The following is a 22,228-nucleotide window of genomic DNA, read 5'->3' on the forward strand; positions in this document are numbered from 1 at the left end:
AAAACCGGAAGGATAATATCCTTCCGGTTTTCATGCTCACCTCTTAAATTAAGTCCTTACAAGATACTTCAATGGAGGATCATTTATGTATAGGCCATATCGATCGGTCATCAGGATATGCATGAAAAGTCACCTTAGTTCTGCAGTTGTTCATAGCGATTCCAGTTTACCGATTTTTCCAGCACGATTGATATTAATACACCCATTATGAGCCCATTCGTCAAAAAGGGCTGTAAAAGCGTGGGAACGCCCGCAAATGCATTGGGCAGGATATTCATCAAACTCACTCCGATCAATACTGGTACGGCAAGCCTGAATATCGTGTCTGAAGTGAATTGCTGACCCTTGACGCTGTTGAAAGCCGTTCCAAACAGTTGAAGGTAAGCGACGAACAATACAGCGTTCCCGACTGTTATTGGCATGCTGGCCAGGAAAGAGATAAACGGAGGAATGAGACCAATCATGGTCAACAACATGCCTCCGAATAAGAAGGGCCTCCGCTCATAGATTTGCGTGCTTTGCAAAAATCCGATGGATGAAGTGAAAGGTGTATACGGCACAAGGCCAAGCACCGGAGCGAAAATGGTAAATCCGCCAGTCATGAATAAAGAATTTCGATACTGCTTGTGGTCAGCGTCATCCCCCATTAACTCGGATGCGGCTTGAATGGAAGCGAACGTGTTACACAAATTCAGTAAGCCTGCAAAAAAAGAAATCGCTATTATCCCGAATTCCAGGTTTGGTGTGCCTAATGGGAACAAGGAAAAAGAGGCACCCGTCGATCCCATTTCTCCCCCGTCCTCTGGAAATAGCAGCGAGTAAAAAATCCATCCCACAACAATCCCGATCAAAATGGAGAAATTGCTTATGGTCCTTGGTCCTTTTATTTTTAATATACTTACTAAAAAGACAATCCCCAATGATAGGAAACTGACCGGGATGTTAATTTCCCCATCCTCCGTAATCCCCAGCATCCCCTTAAAAAAGACAAAAATGAGCTGGAACGTCAGAAGGAATAAGTAAACGGTCATGACCATGGGCGTAAAAATCTTCTGGACATAAGAAATCAGGTTGAAGCCAGATATAATGAGGGTCACGACACCGGCTGCAATGAGACCAGTAGCTATTCCCCCTCCTATTTCAGCATAACCGAGCCCTATGGATGGTGCAGATAACCCTAAATTCAGCATCACTCCCCACAATAGACCGGAGTGCCCTTCCATAATGGGATACTTATGCCCCTTCCAACCCTGAATCACGCAAGCGATCCCGGTGAAAATGAGCGAGCTTCTCATGGTCATTTCCGTAACATTGGGAGGAAGATCAAAAGCTGCGCCAATCGATATGGGCACCACTACCGTATTTGCAAAAATAAAAAACAACCATTGAAAAGAAGAAAATAGAGTCACGGAAGATCTCCAACTTTTCATAGATTCCATCTCCTTTGAACATGATACTTTTTTAAGCTCATGGTGAATACATGGTTTAATCGCCCTTCATAGGACAACACCATGCTAATGGACGCGGTCCCCAGATGGCCATTTCTTGAACACATGGCAACACAGGGATCAAAGTCCTCTTACGCTTTGCGGTTCTGCTGCCATCATCATGCCAAAATAAAGATGCAGATTCGATGCAAAATGACAGCGTTTACCATTAATAGTAACAAAGGCCGCGGCTTCTTGCTAATTTGTTGGCTGGACTCGATTACAAGGCAAATGGACTAGCGGAAGCCAAACCCTTTAATTTGATAGAAAGGATCATTGTTAACCAGCCCTTTTGGAATCGTAGTCCATTTTATCCTGTTTAAAGCATATAGGGCAAAAACATAATGACATGGGAAGCAAGTCCTTAACCAATATAGCAAAAAAAATTACAGTAAGTAAAAGTATACGGGAGCGAACATGGCAGACTACCTGCATTCCGAGACTTTCAATCCCCAAAAGAAAAAGGAAATCCGGAAGTATCCAGAGATCCTTGGGTTAGCCCTACAAGTCTATTGACTGCTTTTGTTTATATAGTGAACCGGAAACCAAGTTACCCTTGAAAATGACCGCTTTACGTTCAGAACGCCTGGCAACTGCTTCTGCAGAACAGCTTGCGTCAATTAACACCAAGCTTGCTGCATCCCCCACTTTCGGCCATACCTGGTTACCCTTTTCGTCCAATGGGGTTTTTCCGCCCGTTATATACCCGAGTGTTCGGGAGAGGGAGACTTCATCAATCCATTTGAAGCGTTCTGCCAGCCTGCCGGCTCTCTCTAGAATGTCACCGTTCCCTAGAGGTGACCATACATCAAAGATATTATCATTCCCTACTGATACTTCAACCCCTCTTTCATGTAATAAACCAACAGGGGGCATCTGTCTGTTAATAGGGACACTTGTGACGATGGAAATCCCCGCATCCTTAAGGATGTCAGCCAGCTCAAAGGCTTCTTCCCTGGATACATCCCCTATGCCAAACGCATGGCTTAATGCTACCCTGCCTTCCCAGCCTGCTTGCTTGGTCAGGGCTGCCAAACGTTTCATGGTGAACGTGCCCAAGTGGCCGGGATCATGTAAATGCAGGTCCACATCAGCGTTCGCTTCCACTGCCAAATCCATCAATTGCACGAGCGAAGCTTCAATATTGTTATCGACTGTGGCTGGGTCGACTGCCCCGACGATTCCCGCTCCGTTTCGCAATGCCTCCCTGACAAGCTGGACAGACCCCGACCGCAACAATCCGTGCTGCGCAAATGCGACTATTTCTGAACTGAGTCTATTGGAATAGCCAGCAAGCGCCTCTTGGACTTGCTCTAAGTTCTGCAATCCCACTTCCGGGTAGATATCAACATGGGTCCGTACATGTGTAGAGCCAGAAGCTAAAAGTATTTCCAGTAAAGACTCTGCCCGTTTACATGTGCTTGTTGCAATGGAAGGCAGCACCCTCTTCTCATTTTCAAAGCGTTCAATGACACTTTTAGAAGGCGTGCATGCTCTCCATACATCCCCCATCAGTGTCTTATCAAGATGGACATGCTTTTCAATGAAGGAGGGTAACGCCAGCAATCCTTTTGCATCTTCCGCTGGCAGATCATTAGGTATGGCCTCCCCATCTTTAACGATCTTCGTGATCCTTCCATCCTCCATCAACAGATGGAATAGACCGGTTATTGTTCCTGTAACTCTATCATTCTCTTTCCGGTAACCACATTCCATACGAACATTCTTTAACCAATAGATTGTATTCATGCCCTTCATTCCCTTCTTGAAATAGACATTCCCTTCACATTCAAGGCGGATTCACAGTCGAGTCCGCCGTAAACCAGATTCCCATTGACCATGACCGCAGAACGCGTGGATCTCCGGGCAACTGCCTCGGCAGCACAAGAGGCATCCACGAATACCATACTTGCTTCATTTCCCACGTTCGGCCATAAACGATTTCCTTCATGGTCCAGTGTCCTGACCCCGCCCGTAATGAATTGGAGCGATTGAGACAATCCATACTCGTCCTTCCAGTTGTACCTCTCTGCCAATCGACCTGCCTTTTCCAGCATATCCCCTGTACCGAATGGGGACCAGGAGTCATAAAAGCCATCACACCCGAGAGCAACGCGGACACCTTTTTCATGCAGTACATCAATTGGGGGAATGACCCGGTTGATCGGAACTGTGGACATGATGGCTATCCCTAGGTTTGATAATTCACTGGCCAATTCATTTGATTCCCCACTGGAAACATCCCCAAGGGCAAAGGCATGACTGACAGCCGCTCTGTTTCTCCAGCCTGCTTCATCGATTAAAGAAGCGAGTTTCTTAATCGTATAAAAACCAAGATGACCGGGATCATGTATATGAATATCAATGTCTGCATCAAATTCAACAGCTAAATCCATCATTTCATAGAGGGAAGCTTCTATATTATTATCCACTCCGCCAGGATCCAGGCCACCCACCAAAGACGCCCCTTCTTTCATCGCTTGTCTCATCAACCCTTTTGAATTCGTTCTTAGCAGTCCATGCTGCGGGAAAGCCACGATCTCGTATTTCATTTTCCCTTTGAAACTGCTTAACGCCTTCTGAATTTCTTCCAAGTTCTTCATACCGATGTATGGGTCAATGTTAACATGCGTCCTTACATGCGTCGCACCGCCTTTCAACAATAGTTGAAGCATCCGTTCAGCCCGGAGCCGCCCAGTTTCAGCCAGTTCGGCAAGCTCTTCCGCTTCTAATTTCAAGCGTTCGATTAAACTCGGAACAGGAGTGCATGATTTCCATGGCAGTCCTAAATAGGTCTTGTCCAGATGGTTATGCATCTCTTTAAAAGGCGGAAGTGCAAGCAAGTTTCCCGCATCTTGGACGGGCATTTCCGTTTTCAAAGGCATTCTTGAAGCCAATTGCAATTCCTCAATGATCCCGTCTTTTATATACATGTTGTATGAAGCTGTCTTTGTTCGATCGATTCTTTCATTCTCAAAAACAAATCCACTATCAAGTGTAACGTTTGTAAGCCAGTATGCTTCATTCATTGAATCACTCTCTTTAATAGAAGATTAAACACCTGTCGTCTCGAAAGATGAAATAGATCCGCTTACAACATTGCCCCTAAAAATGACAGCGGCACGCTTTGACCTTCTGGCCACCGCTTCCGCGGAACAGCTAGCTTCAAGCAAAACGATATTCGCCTCATCCCCGACATTGGGCCATGCCTTGACCCCGTCTTGGTTTAATGGGGTCTTCCCTCCTGTTATGAACTGCAGGCTTTTAGCTAAAGAACGTTCCTCAATCATGCGAAACCTCTCAGCAAGGCGACCGGCCTTTTCCAGATTGTCACCGATGCCGAAGGGTGTCCAATGATCAGTGATGCTGTCATTGCCCAGTTCAACTTTCACCCCTTTTTCATGGAGCAGGGGAATGGGGATCGTTCTGAAGATAGGCACTGTGGATGTAATGGATATTCCTGTTTCCGAAAACCTTTCGGCTATACCCGTAGCCTCTGCAACGGAAAGATCTGCCAAACCGCTGGCGTGGCTAACCGTTACCCTTCCTTGCCACCCTGCGTCTTCCGTCATCGAAGCGAGGCGTTTCATGGTAAAGAGTCCAAGGTGATCCGGATCATGTAAATGGACATCAATATCGGAGTTCGATTCAACCGCGATATCCATGATCGTTTCAAGAGACCGCTCTATATTTTCATCAATGGTGGCTGGATCCACGCCTCCTACCAGATTCGCCCCATTTTTCATGGCCTCCCTTACTAGTCCTGCGGAATTGCTGCGTAATAGTCCATGCTGTGGGAATGCGACGATTTCATACGTCAATTTATCCTTATATCCTTCGAGCGCTTGAATGGTAGCCTCTAAATTTTTCAGACCTATAACGGGGTCAATGTTACAATGGGTGCGTATATGGGTAGATCCGAAGCTCAATAATAAATCCAGCATTTTTTCTGCTCTTGCTTTAGCGGTAGGCAATAACTCAGGAAGTAAAGCCTGCTCTTCCTCTATCCGGGTTTTCACGCCATTTATGGCAGGCATGCAGGCCTTCCACGGACCGCCATAGTACGTTTTATCAATGTGAATATGCATTTCCTTAAACGAAGGGACCATCAGGAGACCTTGAACATCATGCTGTGGATCCTGATCTGTTATCGATTCCTCCGCTAATAAAATCGAGGATATTTTTCCATTTTCAATCTTGATGTGGTAATTTCCGGTTTCAGTGCCGGTAACCGTTTCATTTTCATTATAAGTAAAACCATTTTCCAAGCGTACATTCGTCAACCAATATGATCGTGACATTAAACTCACCCTTCCACTCCAGATTGAACATGCATCCATTTCATTATAATTCTAAAGGTCATTTAATAATTTCAGAATTTTTACTCATTTTTATGTTATTTTTACTTATTCTGATTTAACCAAAGAAAAAGGCTCACCCTAAAATGGATGAACCCTTTCAGACTGGAGACAACTCTATGAAAACTAGTTTGCCTGCAGTTTTTTATTTAAAAAGTTCAATTGATTTCAGAGATCCGCTCCCTTCTTTTGTAGACGTTGATTTCCACTCCAGGCACTTGCTTTCCGCGGGCGGTCCGGGAGCCTCCTCGGCGTCTTTGCTCTTGTGGGGTCTCCCTTGGACGCGCTTTTCCCGCAGGTGTCTCGCACCTTCCGTTCCAATCAACTTTGCTTTAAAATCCCTTTCCGCCGACTGCCTGCCAAGCATCCTCGGCGCAAGCGCCTGTGGGGTCTCGGCTAGCCAGTAATTCGGCAGGAATGTCGCAAATCTCTTCGATCCAATGAGGATTACAGTAAAAAAACCTAAAGACCGGAGCACTTTATTCGACCCGCTGCACTGTCTTGGGCCGTTGACGCAGTTTATCGACCTAAACCACAAATTATTCGGCCGTTCACGCACAGCATTCGACCTACCCAACACTTTATTCGACCGTTGAGGAACTTTATTCGACCGTCATTTTATCGTTACGTCATTTATATCCAAATAGCCTGAAGGGCTGATCGAAAACCCTTTTACTTCTGTCGCGACTGCAGCAACATTTTCAATGACCCTTACAGGAATATACGGGGTGTCACCCATCTCGATTTCCTGTGCCTCTGCGTATAGTTCTTTACGTTTCCCTTCTTCCTTTTCTCTTCTGGCAGCATCTATTAAACTGTCAACCTTTGGATTGCTGTAAAAGAATGTATTTCCAGCCGCCCCCTGTGAATCCGTATGAAAAAGATTATATTGATTATAATCAGCATCTCCGGTCGCGTTTCTCCAACTGATGATGAACATTTCCGATTGCCCTTTATTCACTTGTTCCACGAACGAACCGTACTCCATGACCTGTACCTTCAAATTAATTCCAATCCCTTTTAGTTGGGATTGCAGGACTTCAGCCAAGTTCACTCTTTCCTTACTGTCCATCGTCAGGATGGTCGCATCCAAACCTTTTGAATATCCAGCTTCAGCCATCAGTTTCTTTGCTTCTTTCAGATTGTATTCATAGGCTTCCAAATCTTCGTTGTACCCGAATACTTTAGAGCCCATCAATGAGTTCGCCTTTACTCCCACATTATTGAAGACACCCTTGATGATCGAATCCATTTCTATGGCATGGGCAATGGCTTTTCTGACCCGGACATCATTGAACGGTTCATTATTGACATTGAACCCTAAATATTCGGTGCCATACCCTTCACTGCGGTAAACATCCATTGCCGGTGAAGATTCCACCTGGTCCATGACAGCTACAGGAAGAGGTTCAGCAATCTGCGCTTCACCGGTATCAATCATCGATATCCTCGTTGAATCTTCAGGGACGACCTTGAAGATGACCTTGTCCAATTTTGGCTTATCTCCCCAATAGCTTTTGTTTTTCATCAATGTGATTTCTTGCCCTGGGGACCATGAATCAAAAACGAAAGGACCGGTTCCATTCGGTTCCTGGATGATCTTTTTGCCAAACTTTTCAATTGTTTTCGGACTGATGATGCCGCCTTCGTGATTCGCCAATATGGAAAGGAGCGGGGAAAAAGGTTCCTTCAGAATGAATTGCACGGTAAATTCATCAATCGGTTTCACCTCTTTTACCATATCGAATACTACCGCTCTAGGAGAAGCGACCTTTGGATCCAATAGTCGATCAAACGTCTTTTTTACTGCATCTGCATTAAAAGGCGTGCCATCATGAAACGTTACGTCTTCCCTAAGCTTGAATTCCCAGGTCGTGTCATTTATTTGCTTCCATTTTTCTGCTAGCATTGGCTGTATCTCACTATTCTCATCCCGTTGTACAAGACCTTCATAGATTTTATGGTGAGTGACACTAGCGGCGTTAATCGTGGACATGAACTGCTGATCCAAATTCTCAGCGTCGGACAAACGGGCAATAACCAATGTACCCCCTTCGTTTGATGCTTTGCTTTGATCATTTGCCGTTTTGCTTACATCATTGTTAGAAGAACAGCCCGTAATTATGATAACCATGATCATGACTAGAAAAAGCTTTCCTGTTCCACGTTTTAACCCCATCGACTTCGACCTCCCGATTTCATTTAATTGAGCATTTATCTAATTATAGGAAATATTCTGACTATTTATTTTGAAAATCTTTACTATGTTTTTCATTTTCTTTACTTGTTTTCGTAAATGGTTTTCACTTCTGTATCGCTTATCGATTCGACGACCTTAAATGATGGCTTAAACAATTCTTTCTCAGGAAGCTTCTGATAATCTCTTTCCATATATCCTCTTCTCATCTTATCGAAATACTTTTGCCCCTTATATTTGATTTCCATTAAATCAAGATTGGGGATTTTTTGATCCTTCATGACTACTTTTCCATTTATGATGGATAATTTAACGTCTCTTCCTGATCCGCTTACGAACATGGTTCGAATGGGATCATCGATTACACCCATATGATAACTGTCCAAATCAATCGCAATGATATCAGCCTTGGCCCCTGCTGCAATGCGGCCAAGATCGTTCCTGCCAAGAAAAGCCGCCGCATCAAGAGTGGCTGACCGAAAGAAATCGGCAAATGCAGAGCCTTCCGCTTCTCTTTCCACCATCCGTGAGAGCATGCTGCCTGTCCTGACGTTCTGAAACATATCCGGAGGGAAGGTGTCCGTTCCAAGCGCGATATTTATCCCTGCCCTTTTATATTTAGCGAATGATTCCAACGCCTCCCCATGCCTCCCGATAATCAGAGGGCAATGAATCACTGTTGTATTCGTTTCTCTTAGCAGCGCCAAGTCATCCCCCTGTCCATATTTCGCTCCACTGTATCCTGAAACAAAATGGGCATGCGGTATCCCTGTTCTTGGACCCAGAAAGCCAAGGTCGTACAAATATCTGATCGGTGTGACACGATAAGCTTCCCATATGGTATTGAATTCAAAACTTCCTTGTGCAGCATGGAGCTTTATCGGTACATCCAATTTTCCACTGTAATATTTGATCTGTTTTAATTGCTCTGCAGTTTGAGACTCTATACGTTCTGGAGCGAGCATCCCTCTGACCATGCCTCCATGGGCTCCATCGAATTTTTCTACAAACTCCACCGCTTTCCGCAATCCCGCTTCCCCGGCCTTTTCATCCCAATGCAGTTTTATATTTCCGTTAGGCTCGACGACTCTCATTCCTGATTGGAAACTTGGTCCCAGGTAAATCCTTAACCCCAATTCAGCTGCATGTTTTGCCGCAGCTGCCAATTCTTCATAGGTTTCGGCCCAGCTTTTATAAAAAACGGAAGTGATGGGCATGGCCGTCGTCACACCATGAAGAATGAGTTGTGAATAAGCATATAAAGATTTAAAGGATTCTTCTTCCTCGGTCATTAATTCGGGATGTCCGCTTTGTATATGATTCTCTGACCAGAGAAGGTTTTTCTGTCTGTTGGAACCGGCTTCAAAATGTAAAATATCATGGTCAATGTCCCCTAATGCATTTAAATCGATGAACCCGGGACTGATAATGGCGTTACCGGCATCCATTACCTCGTCCACTTCTTCCGGATAATTTTTTCCGACATACAGAATCGTGTCTTTTTCATAAACGATCTCTGCATTTTCCAAAATGACATGATCGCACCCGTCATACCCAATTACATATCTTCCTTTAAGCTTGGTTTTCATCTTATTCCCCTTTCCTCATTGAGGCAGCGCCTTCTCGTTCGTCATATCTTTTTTCATCTACATATGCCCTGGCATGTCCCCAGAAATATTTCGTCGGCTGCATATACTTTTCGAGCCCGGCACGCTTTATCGTTGAAAAGGCCTCTTCATTCGCTTCGTTCAGCACTGTACTTTCATGAACCGTCCGTACATTCCTCCCTTCCATGATCAATTTCCCATCCACGATGACATGCTCCACATCATTCGCCACTGCTTGGAAAACAAGCCGGTGAACATGCATGAATTCAGGGGTCAGATGAGGCTGATGCAGATTGACCGTAATGACATCCGCTTTTTTTCCGATCTCCAGGGAGCCTATTTCATCATCCCAGCCAATGCATTTCGCAGCATCTTTCGTGATCATTTCCAACAGTTTGCCTGGGGGTAAATAATAGTAGTCCCTAAGGGCTGCCTGGTGAACGAACTGCGTTTTCCTCATTGCCTGAAACATATCGAAACTTGTGGAAGGGGAAGTCCCATCCGTGGAGATCGCCACAGTTGCACCCATCTCCAATAATTCAGTTATCGGGGTGCGTGCATGAACCTGTCCAAATCCAGGTGATGCACTGACGTTGGTACCTGTTTCTGCCAGTATTCTTGCTTCATCGAAGGAAATGCCCCGACAATGCTGTAAATGGACATCCGGACCCAATAGGGCATTTTCCTTATCCTGTATCGCTAAATGAATCATCCCGCCAAAGGCATCGGAGTGTATCCTTGTGTTATATTTCCTGGCAATCTCCCTTATTTTCTTCGCTTGATAAAGATCATGATCATTCAGCCCATAAAGCCTGTCAGGTGATGTGGGATTGGAAGGATCAACGGATGTCACAATGACAAATGGTGTAATGAAGGCTCTCGTGCGGTCTTCATTCGCATGGTTCAGTGCCTCGATCACCGCTTCCGCCCCCTTCAATACTTCTTCATAGGAAACTTCCTTCACCACTCTCTTTCCGTCAATCCACCGGCTGAATGAATGGGGCCATGGAGGGTTGCAAGGACCCGTGCAAACCACTTCCCTGATTCCCACTTCGGCGTATGCTTTTGCATGATTGATGGCGAAAATCGGTTCATCGGATCGTGGCATGGATCCTAAAACGCTCACCCCGGTTGTCACTCCCGCCTTTAATCTCTCAAGGGAGGACAGCTTTCCTTCGTAATACCAAAAGTCATCCGTAACAAAATGCTTGTACGTATTTGTCATGATGGGCATCCAAAAATCAATATTCTCCATTGCAATCGTTTTGAACATGGAATGTCCCCCATGACCATGAACATCTATTAATCCGGGCAATATACACTGATGGCTGCAATCAATGACTTTTACAGCCTCATACTTCAATTTCAGTTTTTCGGTTGAATCAACGGCTAAAATCCTTCCTTGATTAATGGCGATGGCGCCATCCTGCAGAATTCTCCTGTTTTGATCCATGGTTATCACGGTTCCATGGATTAGCAGTAAATCTATCATATTTCCCCTCCTAATTGAGAAGACAGCATAACATCCTTATGCTGCCTCCCTTTTTTGATGATTTCCCTACTTCACGGTTACGTCATCAAGCATTAAATAATTTGCCGGATTCAGCCAAAGCCCTTTAACCGTCCCACCATATACCGCCAAATGTTCATAGTTACGGATAGGAACATATGGAACTTCTTCCCTTTCAATTTCCTGTGCCTTCGAATATAGTTCCTTACGTTTATCTCCATCCGATTCTTTACGTGCACTTTCAATCAATTTGTCCACTTCCGGGTTGCTATAGAATGAACTGTTTCCAGCAGCACCTTGGGATTTGCTATCAAAAAGATTGAATTGGTTATAATCTCCATCCCCGGTAGCATTGCCCCAGCCGCCTATCGATACCTGGTGCTCGCCTTTAGCGGTCGCATCAATGTAAGCCCCATACTCAAGGACTTGAATCTTGACCTTGATTCCAATTCCTTTTAACTGGGATTGAATCACCTCGGCCATATTAATCCTTTCCTTACGGTCACTCGTCGTCAATGTAAACTCCAAGCCATCCTTGACCCCTGCCTCAGTCAAGAGCTTCTTCGATTCATTAATATCATAGTCGTAGCCTTTTATATCCGGATCATAGCCAAACACTTTTGGGCTCATTGTCGAATTTGCCCTCGTACCGACATCGTTATAAACCCCTTTAATAATCGAATCGACCTCGATGGCATGAGCGACCGCTTTACGGACACGTACATCATCGAAAGGTTTTTTCTTAACATTGAAGCTTAGGTACTCAACCGCAAGTCCCTCCGTGCGATATAAATTCATCGTGTCCGATGCTTCGATCCTATCAATCTCAGTCACTGGCACTTGATCGGTCACATGTGCTTCACCGGTTTCAATCATCGCAATCCTCGTGGCATCTTCAGGGACAACCTTGAATACTACGCCATCAATCTTCGGTTCATCCCCCCAGTATTCCTCGTTTTTCGAAAGTGCGATCTCTTCACCTGGCTTCCACGATTTAAAAACGAATGGCCCTGTCCCAACCGGGTTTTGACCTAGCTTGTCACTATGTTCCTTAATCGCTTTAGGGCTGATGATGCTTCCTTCATTACTCACTAAAATCGATAACAGCGGTGCATAAGGATATTTCAGCTTGAATTGTACGGTCGTTTCGTCAACCACTTTAATTTCTTTGATCATTTCCAATTTACCAGCCTGCGGAGAAGCTGTTGCCGGATCAAGTATCCTGTCGAAATTGGTTTTCACCGCTTCGGCATTGAATGGAGCTCCATCATGGAATTTGACTCCCTCTTGCAATTTAAATTCCCAAGTGACATCATCCAGTTGTTTCCACTCTTTTGCCAGCAGCGGTTTAGGATCCATGTTTTTATCAGGAACGACCAACGTTTGATAAACCTTTTCATAAACGACGTTTGCTGATGGAATGTCTGTTATGAAATGAGGATCCAGGATGGTCGCGTCAGATAATCTCGCGACGATCAGTGTACCTCCTTCTTTCGCTTTTCCTTCTGGTTCCTTGCTGCCGGTTTGATCTGCTGCACACCCAGATAAAACGGATGAGATGCCTAATAACGATGCAAACAGTAACCCCATCATACTTTTTCTCATTCTATTTCCTCCCTTTTCAACCTGCCTTTGTTTTCTCCAAGTAACTTTCAGCTATGAGTACATCGGGCTTACTTCAAATTATAAAAAAAAACCGAATTTTATATTTTCAGAATCTTTACACATTTTTTAATTATCTTTACTGCTTTTCCGCATCATATTTACTTCAATACCTATTTTGAATAAATTTAATGAAAGAAAAGGAGGAAGTGCAATGAAGCCAGAGATTGTCATTAATAATACCGAATTGAAGGTAAACGAAAAAAAATCTCCAAAACTAAGCCACTGGAAAGCCTTTTATAAAAAATTCAAGAGAAATAAACTGGCATTGATAGGCGGATATATCGTACTTTTTTATATTTTATTGGCTATCTTTGCACCTTTGATTTCACCGCAGGATCCCTATGAAATTGATTTAGTCAACAAACTCCAGCCTCCGTCGGCCGAACATTGGATGGGTACGGATGATAAAGGAAGGGATATTTTAAGCAGATTATTATATGGAACCCGGCTTTCATTAACCGTTGGATTTGTCTCTGTATTCTTCGGGGCTTTCATTGGCATTCTGCTAGGGTTAACGGCTGGTTATTACGGAAAATGGATCGATACCGTCATTATGAGGATTGTCGATGTTCTGCTGGCTTTCCCGGGAATATTGCTCGCACTTGCCATCATTAGTGCCCTTGGCCCAAGTTTAATCAATGTAATGGTAGCGGTCGGTGTCTTTTCCATACCCATGTTTGCCCGAATTGTCCGCGGCTCCACACTGTCAGTCAGGAAGCTTGAATATATCGATGCCATTCGTGCATTGGGAGCCACTGACTTCACGATCATAACCAAGCACATTTTTCCGAATATTCTATCACCCGTCATCGTTCAAGCTACATTACGTCTGGCAACAGCCATTCTATCGGCAGCAGGATTATCATTCCTGGGGCTCGGAGCCCAGCCTCCCTCACCGGAATGGGGAGCCATGTTGAGCAGCGGTCGGGATTATTTGTTCAGCGCCCCTCACATCGCTTTGTTTCCCGGATTAGCCATATCAACACTGGTACTCGGTTTCAATGTCTTCGGGGATGGACTTAGAGATGCCCTGGATCCAAGAATGAAAAAATAAGGAGGAGAGAAAATGTTCGTATTTATAATCCGACGGGTCTTTCAAACCATACCGGTTTTACTAGGAGTAAGTCTTGTTGTTTTCCTCATCATGCAAATGGTCCCTGGAGATCCGGCAACACTGCTTGCAGGTGAAGGAGCGACTAAAGAAACGATTGAATCACTGCGACATGAGCTTGGCTTGGATCGCCCAATCCTTTATCAATACGTCGACTATATCATTCATGCTGTTCAAGGAGACTTTGGGGAATCACTCCGCAGCAGCCGTCCTGTTTTGGATGAAATCATGGTCCGCTTGCCAATCACCCTTGAACTGGCACTCGCCAGCATTTTCATAACCGTTGTCCTTGGTATGCTTGCAGGGATCATCTCGGCAACCAAGCAATACTCGGCAGCTGACATTTCCATCATGATCGTTGCTTTACTGGGAATCTCTTTACCTAGTTTTTGGCTGGGTCTGATGCTTATCTACTTCTTTTCCGTAAACCTTCATTGGTTTCCGGTTTCAGGTTGGGGAACCATCAGGCACATGATTCTGCCAGCGATAACCCTTGGGGCCGGCGGAGCGGCCATAGTTGCCAGGATGACCAGGTCGAGCATGCTCGAAGTCGTTCGCCAGGACTACATCCGGACAGCAAGAGCCAAGGGATTAAAAGAATATGTCATCATTTATAAACATGGCCTGAAAAATGCGCTTATCCCCGTCATTACAGTCGTTGGCCTCCAGTTCGGTGCACTCCTCGGCGGTACTGTATTGACAGAGTCCGTTTTTGCCATCAATGGACTTGGGAGATTGATAGTCGATGCAATCAGAACGAGGGATTTACCAATGGTTCAGGGCGGGGTCCTTATCGCTTCCGTTATCTTCGTATTCATGAATTTGGCAGTGGATGTCCTCTATCGATACTTTAACAAAAGAATAGATTTGAATTAAGGAGGTATGATGATGAAACAGGTTGATGATAAAATACTGGAGGTAAAAAATCTGCAGACCCACTTTTTCACTGACGAAGGCACGAGTAAAGCGGTCGACGGAATCAGTTTCTCCCTAAATAAAGGGGAAACCCTTGGAATCGTCGGGGAGTCGGGAAGCGGCAAAAGTATAACATCCTTATCATTGTTAAGGCTTATTCCATCGCCACCCGGAAAGATTGCCGGAGGCAGCATCCTTTTTAAAGGGGAGGATCTGCTTACGAAGACTGAAAAACAGATGCGGTCCATACGCGGCAATGAAATTTCGATGATATTCCAGGAACCGATGACATCATTGAATCCCGTATATTCAGCAGGTGAGCAAATTGCAGAAGCGATCCGGCTCCATCAAAATCTCGGAAAAAAAGAAGCATGGGACAAAGCGGTCGACATGCTTCGGCTCGTCGGAATCCCCTCACCTGAAAAAAGGGCAAAACAGGAGCCGCATGAGCTAAGCGGCGGAATGAGGCAGAGGGTCATGATTGCCATGGCACTTGCCTGTCACCCTGAGGTTTTAATAGCCGATGAACCTACTACAGCATTGGATGTGACGATCCAGGCCCAAATCCTGGAACTGATTAAGACGCTGCAAAAGGATTTCGGGACGGCTGTCATTTTGATCACTCATGATTTGGGTGTCGTATATGAAACCTGTGATCGGGTTGCTGTCATGTACGCAGGAAAAATCGTTGAATACACATTGGCCAAGGAAATATTCACAAATCCTAAACATCCTTACACTATCGGTTTATTAAACTCCCTTCCGCGTCTGGACATGGACCAGGAAGAATTGACTACAATTCCCGGGACTGTTCCGAGTCCTTACAATATGCCTAAGGGCTGCAGCTTTGCTCCCCGCTGTGCACATGCGAAGAGCATTTGTGAACAAGCCGTACCGGATCTACAAGCGACCGGCCCAAGCACCCAGGTCAGCTGTTGGATGTTCACCCCCCAATGGGAGAAGGAATATGACACTCAAGAGAAGGTAGGGGTTTAATGATGGGTGTACCAGTTGCAGAGAAAAAGGTTCTGCTTAAAGTGGATCAATTGAAACAATATTTTCCGATCAAGGGTGGATTTTTCGGAAGAACTGTCAATCATGTAAAAGCCGTTGATGACATCAGCTTCCATATCTATCAGGGTGAAACCTTAAGCATAGTTGGCGAATCCGGCTGCGGAAAATCGACTACCGGAAGGGCGATCCTTCGATTGGATGAACCTACAAGCGGGAGTATACATTTTCAGGATAGGGATTTACTGAGTTTAGGAAAAAAGGAAATGAGGAGCACCAGGAAGGACTTGCAAGTTATTTTCCAAGATCCATTTGCCTCTCTTAACCCCAGACAGACCATAGGGAAAATTCTCGGAGAAGCCTTAGCCATACAAAATGTAGTCCCTAAAGAAAAACGAAAGAGCAGGATTGAAGAATTATTGGGACATGTCGGGCTGAGACCTGAATCCATGGAAAGATATCCGCACGAATTCAGCGGCGGCCAGAGACAGCGGATCGGCATTGCACGGGCCCTTGCAGTGGACCCAAAATTGATCATATGCGACGAAGCCGTATCTGCACTCGATGTCTCCATTCAAGCGCAAGTACTGAATTTATTAAAATCGTTACAGCGACAGTTCGACCTTACCTTTCTTTTCATATCACATGATTTGGGTGTGGTCAGACATATCTCGGATCGTGTAATGGTCATGTATCTCGGAAAGATAGTCGAAATAGCCGATAAAAAGTCCATTTTCGAGCAGCCGCAGCATCCATATACGAGAGCATTGCTATCTGCCATCCCAGTACCGAATCCAGTGAATGAAAGGGAACGGATCCTATTGACGGGTGATGTCCCCTCACCCATCGATCCTCCAAGCGGCTGCCGCTTCCATACACGATGTCCTTTTGCATTGGACATCTGTAAAACAGAGGCACCCGAACTAAAATTATCTGAACAGAATCATCAAGTGGCTTGTCACATTGTGTCATAAGTTGTAGATTTCCCAAGGGGTCTTTAGTATGATACTAATAAACAGAATAATTAAAGTTATATAAAAATATAACCAGCAGAGGTTCTCCATGCTTAGTTACGAAGGATTCACGTTAATTATCATGCTCTTCATATTAGCTCCCATCATGGGAGCTATCGCTCTTTTATTTCTATTCATATTCGAGAAGCGGATCGATCTCCTTGAAAATAAAAACAAAGAGATACGTCTGGAGCAAGCACTTCAAGAAGCACAATATAATAAATTGAACCAGCAAATCCAGCCTCACTTTTTGTTTAATACACTAAATGTCATTTTGGGCTTGGCCCGCCTGAACAGGACGGCTGAACTGATAAGGGCCTTAGAGGCATTTTCGCAATTCTTGAAATTCAAATATAAAGCAACTGAACCATTAATCCCCCTTTCCCAGGAAATTCAGTATACTCAGCATTATCTCGACATCCAAACCCTTCGCTTTGGCGATCGCCTTAAGATCGATATGGAGTGCCCAGACCCATTATCAATTGCAATGGTACCCCCTTTCATTCTCCAGACTTTAGTGGAGAATTCGTTTAAACACGGCTTGGAAAAAAAAGTGGGGGAAGCCCTTCTGCATATCCGGTTCCATCAGGATTCGCAGATGGTGTATCTCGAAGTGATGGATAATGGATTAATGGGACATTCCGTTACAAACGAAGGCGGCCATGGACTGGATAATATCCAAAAGCGTTTATATTTGTATTTCAATGACCGTGCACAATTGAATATATCTTCTAATGAATCTGGAACAAATGTAGAGGTATCATGGCCACTGGTTCATGATAAGAAAATGGAGGAGGCGGCGCCGGAATGAATGTATTATTAGTTGATGACGAACCATTGGTCCTTGAACAAATGGAATATATGATTCAGTCCATATACCCTTTTTGGAAGTTTCATAAAGCTGCTGATGCCTGTCAGGCACTGACCCTCACCCAAAACTTTAAAATAAACCTCGCTTTCCTGGATATCAATCTCCCGGGGCGATCGGGTCTTGAATTTGGTGAAGACCTAAGGGCACTGAACAAAGAAGTGGAAATCATCATGGTGACCGCACATCAAAGTTTCGATTATGCCCAGCAATCCATAAGGATAGGCGTAGTTGATTATTTAACGAAACCTGTAATTGAAAGCGATTTGCATAAAGTGCTATCCAGGTATGATAAAAGGGAGTCTTCTCATAACTACTCAACCCTGATTCACCATTCCCTTTCATTCATTCATGAAAATTATGCTGAAAAACTCTCCCTTTCGGACATCGCCCGTGAAGTGCATACAAACCCGACTTATTTAAGCAGGAAATTCCATGAAGAAGTCGGCACTTCCTTTTCGGAATATTTAATGCAATATAGAATAAAGGCAGCTAAAAGGGCCTTAACCAATAACACCAGTTGGAGCATATCAGACGTCGCTGAAAACTCGGGTTTCAATAGCCAGCATTATTTCAGCACTTTATTCCGGAAGATAGAGGGAATCACGCCCAAGGAGTTCCGCGAGAAAGGAAAATGAACATTGCGACCACGTACATTTCAAGAATACGTACAAGGCCCCATTCAAATTGGGATGGGTTTAGGGATCATCTCCCTCCTGGCACGCTGGGTGACGGGAACAACGATATTATCCTCCCCTGAATCGATGGTGAAGTATGGAGTTTTCGGAGGGATCGGCTATGCCCTGATGGGAGCGATCGCCCTGTTCATGTTCAGTTTCATCGGGAAGAGGGTCAGGCAGGATTTTCCCGTCGGTTTGACCATCGGGGACTATTTAAAAACCCGGCTTCATCCATTGGGATATTGGATATTGATCGTGATTCTCGTCATGACCAGCTTACACATTTTATTCATTCAGGGAATGGCCGCGTCCACCCTATTGCAGTTTCTTTTCGACACGCCGCTCTATGTCGGGCTGTTCTTCTTTTACGGTTTTTGTGTTCTTTTTGCTGGTTTCGGCGGGTTAAAGCTCATTCATCGATTCGCAGCTTTTCAAGTCGTCTTCATGTTTGCCGCCGTTATCTTAATTCCTTTATACTTTTTCGTCAAGGAAGGCATTCAGCCTGTTTATGATGGGATTCGTTTATACCATCCTTACATGCTGGTTATCAATAAGTATGATCTATGGAGTTTTCTTTTTGCAGGACTTCTTGTTGGATTCGGCCAGTTTTTCTTTGACCTGACATCATGGCAGCGATTATTTATGATGGAAATGAAAAAGGTTCGATTGACATTTTCTTTATCCGGCCTTATATGGATCATTTTCCCGCTCTCGTTTTCATCCCTGTTCATAATGGTTATCTTTACGGGCGGATTCACTGATATACACTCGATTTTGGCTGGATTGGCAAACAAGATAACGACTCCATTCTTTTTCGTCCTTTTTGTGCTCTGTGCTTTCAGTGCAATCACCTCGACATTCGGTGCCTGCCTGCATTCATTGGTAAGCCTGATCGTCGCCAATATTCTTGAACCCTTCCAAACCCAAAAAAGCGACCAGCAAAAAATAAGGATGGCCTGCCTGCTTTCAGTCTGTATTGGTGGATTGATTTTCGTAGCTACGCTCTTCTATTCCCCAAACCTGTTAGAGCTCTTATTTTATTCAGGCAATGTATACTCAGCATTGCTGGCACCCATTCTGGTAATCGTATTCAGTAAAGGGAAAATCGCTGATTTCATACCGATAAGCGCGGTCTTGGCCATTGCCGCTTCATACATCATCCAGCCTTATGTAAGTGAATTCCAAAGCATATGGTTTAGCGGATTGGCTTCATTGACCATCATAGTGATTTGTACGATCCTTACGTTCATCAAGAACAAATGGAGATCCGTAATAACAAAACGGCATGTATGACGAAGGCCGACTCATTGGATTTCGAAAACGATATAGCTTCCATTAAAGCGTATGATGAACCTGGCTCATATAGCCGTTATTTCACCTAACGATGCAACCTGTTACATGTAAAAAAAGTTGCCGACATAAAGTCGGCAACCCAAAGTTAAAGAAGAAGGATCATCCATTTCACTTACGAATTACCTTTTCGAGAAACTCACCTTATTCAAACCGGAAATATAAATGCGATCTCCTGTTTTTAGTGTGGTGGTCACGCTTGTTACCGAATAATCATCACGTTCATTTGAAAGGATTTCATTTACAAGTAAATTTTGTCCCCTGTATATAATTAAATTCCCTGATGAACTGGTTGTCGTTATTTTATATTTTCCCGCATTTATATCTTTACCGACTGTCCAGTATCCAGCATGCAATGTATTCGATTTAACATTAGTGACTTTGACAAACTGGACACTGTCTAATCCAGAAATTTCAATACTATCCCCCGATTTTATATCCGTTGTAACAACGGTTACGCCAAAACCATCATCTTCACTTGATAGAATCTCATTTACAACACGGTCGTAGGTATTCATACCGATAAATAAATTACCACTGCCCGATTTCGTAGTGATTTTATAACGGCCTGCTGGTAAATCTTTGCCTGCTTTCCACTTCCCTGCACTTAAACTTTTACTATAAGGTACATGAATCGTAGTTGTACTTGCTTTACCATTTATAGTGGTCACTGTAATCTTGGCCGTCCCTACACCTACAGCCGTCACTTTCCCTTTACTATCCACTTTCGCTATTTTAGAATTGGAAGATTTCCATTTCACTGTTTTATTCGTTGTATTGCTTGGGCTTACCGTTGCAGATAAAGTTAAGGTTTTACCCTTATATATAGTAGCGGAAGTCTTGTTCAGCTTAACTGATTTTGCCATGATCGGAGCTGTAACCGTTACTTTTACCTTTACATCCTTTGCACCCTTGACAGTTGCCGTAACTGTTGTCGCTCCTTTTGCCTTACCGGTTACCTTCCCTTTGCTATCCACCGTTGCAATTTTGGTGGAAGCGGATTTCCACTTCACGGTTTTATCTGTACTATCAGAGGGTGAAACGGTTGCAGTCAGTGTTCCAGTCTTGCCTGCTGTAATGGATAAACTCGTTTTATTTACTTTTACTGTTTTAGCAGAAACTTTTACAGCTACCGTTTTCATCACTTTCATGTTATCTTTTGCAGTCGCCGTTATGGTAGCGGATCCGTTGGCCATTCCTTTGATGTTGCCTTTTGAATCCACTTTTGCGACTTTTGCATTTGAACTTTTCCATAAAACCGTTTTATTCGCCGCATCAGCCGGAGCTACCGTCGCAGTTACTTTTACAGTTTGATTATTTGTAATATTCAATGTGGATTTACTTAACTTCAAACTGGTTGGTACAATGTTCGTCACCGTAACTTGAATACTTTTTTTAATGGAAGCATCACCATTTGCTGTAACGGTCAGGGTCGCACTGCCAGCTTTACGTGCTTTTACGTTGCCTTTCGTATCCACTGTCGCAATTTCCGGATTACTGGTTGTCCAGCTGACGCTTTTATTAACGGCAGTAGAAGGGTTTACCGTAGCCCTTAACTGTTCGGTTCGGTTTACCACTAGGGACAAGCTGGACTTACTTAACGAGATACTTTGAGGAACAAGGATCTTTTCTTTAAAACTCATCGTACCGATTAAAGATGAGATATAGACTTTTTCTCCCTCTGAAAGCTTATACTCCAAAGCATCATCTTCATAATAGAGGCTGAAGGAATCTTTTTCATTATAGCTTTCATCAAAAATGTCTATATATGCCGTATCATAGTCATCCATTGGGCGATCGATGTCCAATGTATAAGTTCCAGCCGGAATATCAGTACCGACCTCATAATAACCTGCAGATACACTTTTTAAATCCAGTTTCGGGATTTGCTGTACCTCTACAGTAGAAGCATCATAGAGATTGACATCTATTTTGTCTCCTTCTATTAAACTTACGGTAAATCGTTTGGACGAGTACCCATCATCACTAAGCGTTTCAAAAATGATATCGTTATTTCCTCTGCTGATGGAAATGGCAGCCGCACCTTCAGGGATACTGAATTTAGTTAATCCTGCAGATATATCCATCCCTGCTGTATATGTCCCATCACTTAAAGATTGACTACTTACAGCCTGTGCCGTCTTACTTCCTAACCCAATCGATAGTGATAGTACCAACATGACAATCACTTTAATAAATAAATTCCTCTTCATAAGTAAACCATCTTTCTGATTAAAATTTTTACAACCAATAAGTATATCAACAATTCCATATATTCATTATGCAATAAATCCATGTTACTGTATGGTATTTTTGGAAATATTTTTACCATTCACATATTCAGAAGTGACCTGCGTGCATTTGGCTCCGTAGGTCTTGAGGGAGTCTATAACACAACAAATAAAAAGAGCTTGATCTATATAGATCAAGGCAGTTTTGGAGACAAAAAAACAAAG

16 protein-coding genes are annotated in these 22,228 nt (G+C 43.9%); 7 read left to right on the plus strand and 9 right to left on the minus strand.

Annotated features, from left to right (window positions below; all coding sequences use genetic code 11):
* Positions 1 to 134: 134 nt before the first annotated feature.
* From QUF78_RS22505 to QUF78_RS22540, 8 genes are all read right to left on the minus strand, one after another.
* Positions 135 to 1,430 carry a uracil/xanthine transporter gene (locus QUF78_RS22505; protein ID WP_289326427.1) on the minus strand — a complete coding sequence of 432 codons (1,296 nt, stop codon included), beginning with the start codon at positions 1,428 to 1,430 and terminating at the stop codon, positions 135 to 137.
* A gap of 558 nt (positions 1,431 to 1,988) precedes the next feature.
* Positions 1,989 to 3,236, minus strand: coding sequence for an amidohydrolase (locus QUF78_RS22510; protein ID WP_289326428.1), 1,248 nt, complete (start codon positions 3,234 to 3,236; stop codon positions 1,989 to 1,991).
* Between the two features lie 5 nt (positions 3,237 to 3,241).
* A complete protein-coding gene (locus QUF78_RS22515) occupies positions 3,242 to 4,516 on the minus strand; it encodes an amidohydrolase (RefSeq protein WP_289326429.1) in 1,275 nt (424 codons plus the stop codon).
* A 24-nt stretch (positions 4,517 to 4,540) separates the two neighbouring features.
* Positions 4,541 to 5,788 carry an amidohydrolase family protein gene (locus tag QUF78_RS22520; protein WP_289326430.1) on the minus strand — a complete coding sequence of 416 codons (1,248 nt, stop codon included), beginning with the start codon at positions 5,786 to 5,788 and terminating at the stop codon, positions 4,541 to 4,543.
* A 670-nt stretch (positions 5,789 to 6,458) separates the two neighbouring features.
* Entirely contained in the window at positions 6,459 to 8,024 is a 1,566-nt protein-coding gene (locus tag QUF78_RS22525; protein ID WP_289326431.1) for a glutathione ABC transporter substrate-binding protein, read from the minus strand.
* Positions 8,025 to 8,125: 101 nt separating this feature from the next.
* Positions 8,126 to 9,631 carry an amidohydrolase family protein gene (locus tag QUF78_RS22530; RefSeq protein WP_289326432.1) on the minus strand — a complete coding sequence of 502 codons (1,506 nt, stop codon included), beginning with the start codon at positions 9,629 to 9,631 and terminating at the stop codon, positions 8,126 to 8,128.
* Position 9,632: 1 nt separating this feature from the next.
* A complete protein-coding gene (locus tag QUF78_RS22535; protein ID WP_289326433.1) occupies positions 9,633 to 11,141 on the minus strand; it encodes an amidohydrolase family protein in 1,509 nt (502 codons plus the stop codon).
* A 66-nt stretch (positions 11,142 to 11,207) separates the two neighbouring features.
* On the minus strand, positions 11,208 to 12,764 hold the full coding sequence (locus tag QUF78_RS22540) for a glutathione ABC transporter substrate-binding protein (protein ID WP_289326434.1): 1,557 nt from the start codon (positions 12,762 to 12,764) through the stop codon (positions 11,208 to 11,210).
* Positions 12,765 to 12,975: 211 nt separating this feature from the next.
* Here QUF78_RS22540 and nikC point away from each other — a divergent pair, with 211 nt between their 5' ends.
* The 7 genes from nikC (at position 12,976) to QUF78_RS22575 (ending at position 19,715) form a co-directional block, all read left to right on the plus strand.
* The gene (nikC, locus tag QUF78_RS22545; RefSeq protein WP_289326435.1) at positions 12,976 to 13,878 is read left to right on the plus strand and encodes a nickel transporter permease; all 903 of its coding nucleotides are present in this window, start codon (positions 12,976 to 12,978) and stop codon (positions 13,876 to 13,878) included.
* Positions 13,879 to 13,890: 12 nt separating this feature from the next.
* Entirely contained in the window at positions 13,891 to 14,811 is a 921-nt protein-coding gene (nikB, locus tag QUF78_RS22550; protein ID WP_289326436.1) for a nickel ABC transporter permease, read from the plus strand.
* A gap of 12 nt (positions 14,812 to 14,823) precedes the next feature.
* Positions 14,824 to 15,846, plus strand: a complete 1,023-nt coding sequence (locus QUF78_RS22555) for an ABC transporter ATP-binding protein (RefSeq protein ID WP_430103539.1) — start codon at positions 14,824 to 14,826, stop codon at positions 15,844 to 15,846.
* Between the two features lie 2 nt (positions 15,847 to 15,848).
* Positions 15,849 to 16,835: an ABC transporter ATP-binding protein gene (locus QUF78_RS22560; RefSeq protein WP_289326438.1), complete on the plus strand. Its 987-nt coding sequence runs from the start codon at positions 15,849 to 15,851 to the stop codon at positions 16,833 to 16,835.
* Positions 16,836 to 16,923: 88 nt separating this feature from the next.
* Positions 16,924 to 17,685 (plus strand): sensor histidine kinase, encoded by a 762-nt coding sequence (locus QUF78_RS22565; protein WP_289326439.1) that lies wholly within the window; start codon positions 16,924 to 16,926, stop codon positions 17,683 to 17,685.
* Positions 17,682 to 18,380, plus strand: a complete 699-nt coding sequence (locus QUF78_RS22570) for an AraC family transcriptional regulator (RefSeq protein ID WP_289314935.1) — start codon at positions 17,682 to 17,684, stop codon at positions 18,378 to 18,380. The genes QUF78_RS22565 and QUF78_RS22570 overlap by 4 nt, the downstream gene beginning before the upstream one ends.
* A 3-nt stretch (positions 18,381 to 18,383) precedes the next feature.
* Positions 18,384 to 19,715, plus strand: a complete 1,332-nt coding sequence (locus QUF78_RS22575) for an SLC5/6 family protein (RefSeq protein ID WP_289326440.1) — start codon at positions 18,384 to 18,386, stop codon at positions 19,713 to 19,715.
* 179 nt (positions 19,716 to 19,894) lie between these two features.
* Here QUF78_RS22575 and QUF78_RS22580 read toward each other — a convergent pair whose 3' ends face one another.
* On the minus strand, positions 19,895 to 21,985 hold the full coding sequence (locus QUF78_RS22580) for an Ig-like domain-containing protein (RefSeq protein ID WP_289326441.1): 2,091 nt from the start codon (positions 21,983 to 21,985) through the stop codon (positions 19,895 to 19,897).
* Positions 21,986 to 22,228 lie beyond the last annotated feature (243 nt).

Source organism: Peribacillus sp. ACCC06369, assembly GCF_030348945.1.
Classification (GTDB): Bacteria; Bacillota; Bacilli; order Bacillales; family DSM-1321; genus Peribacillus.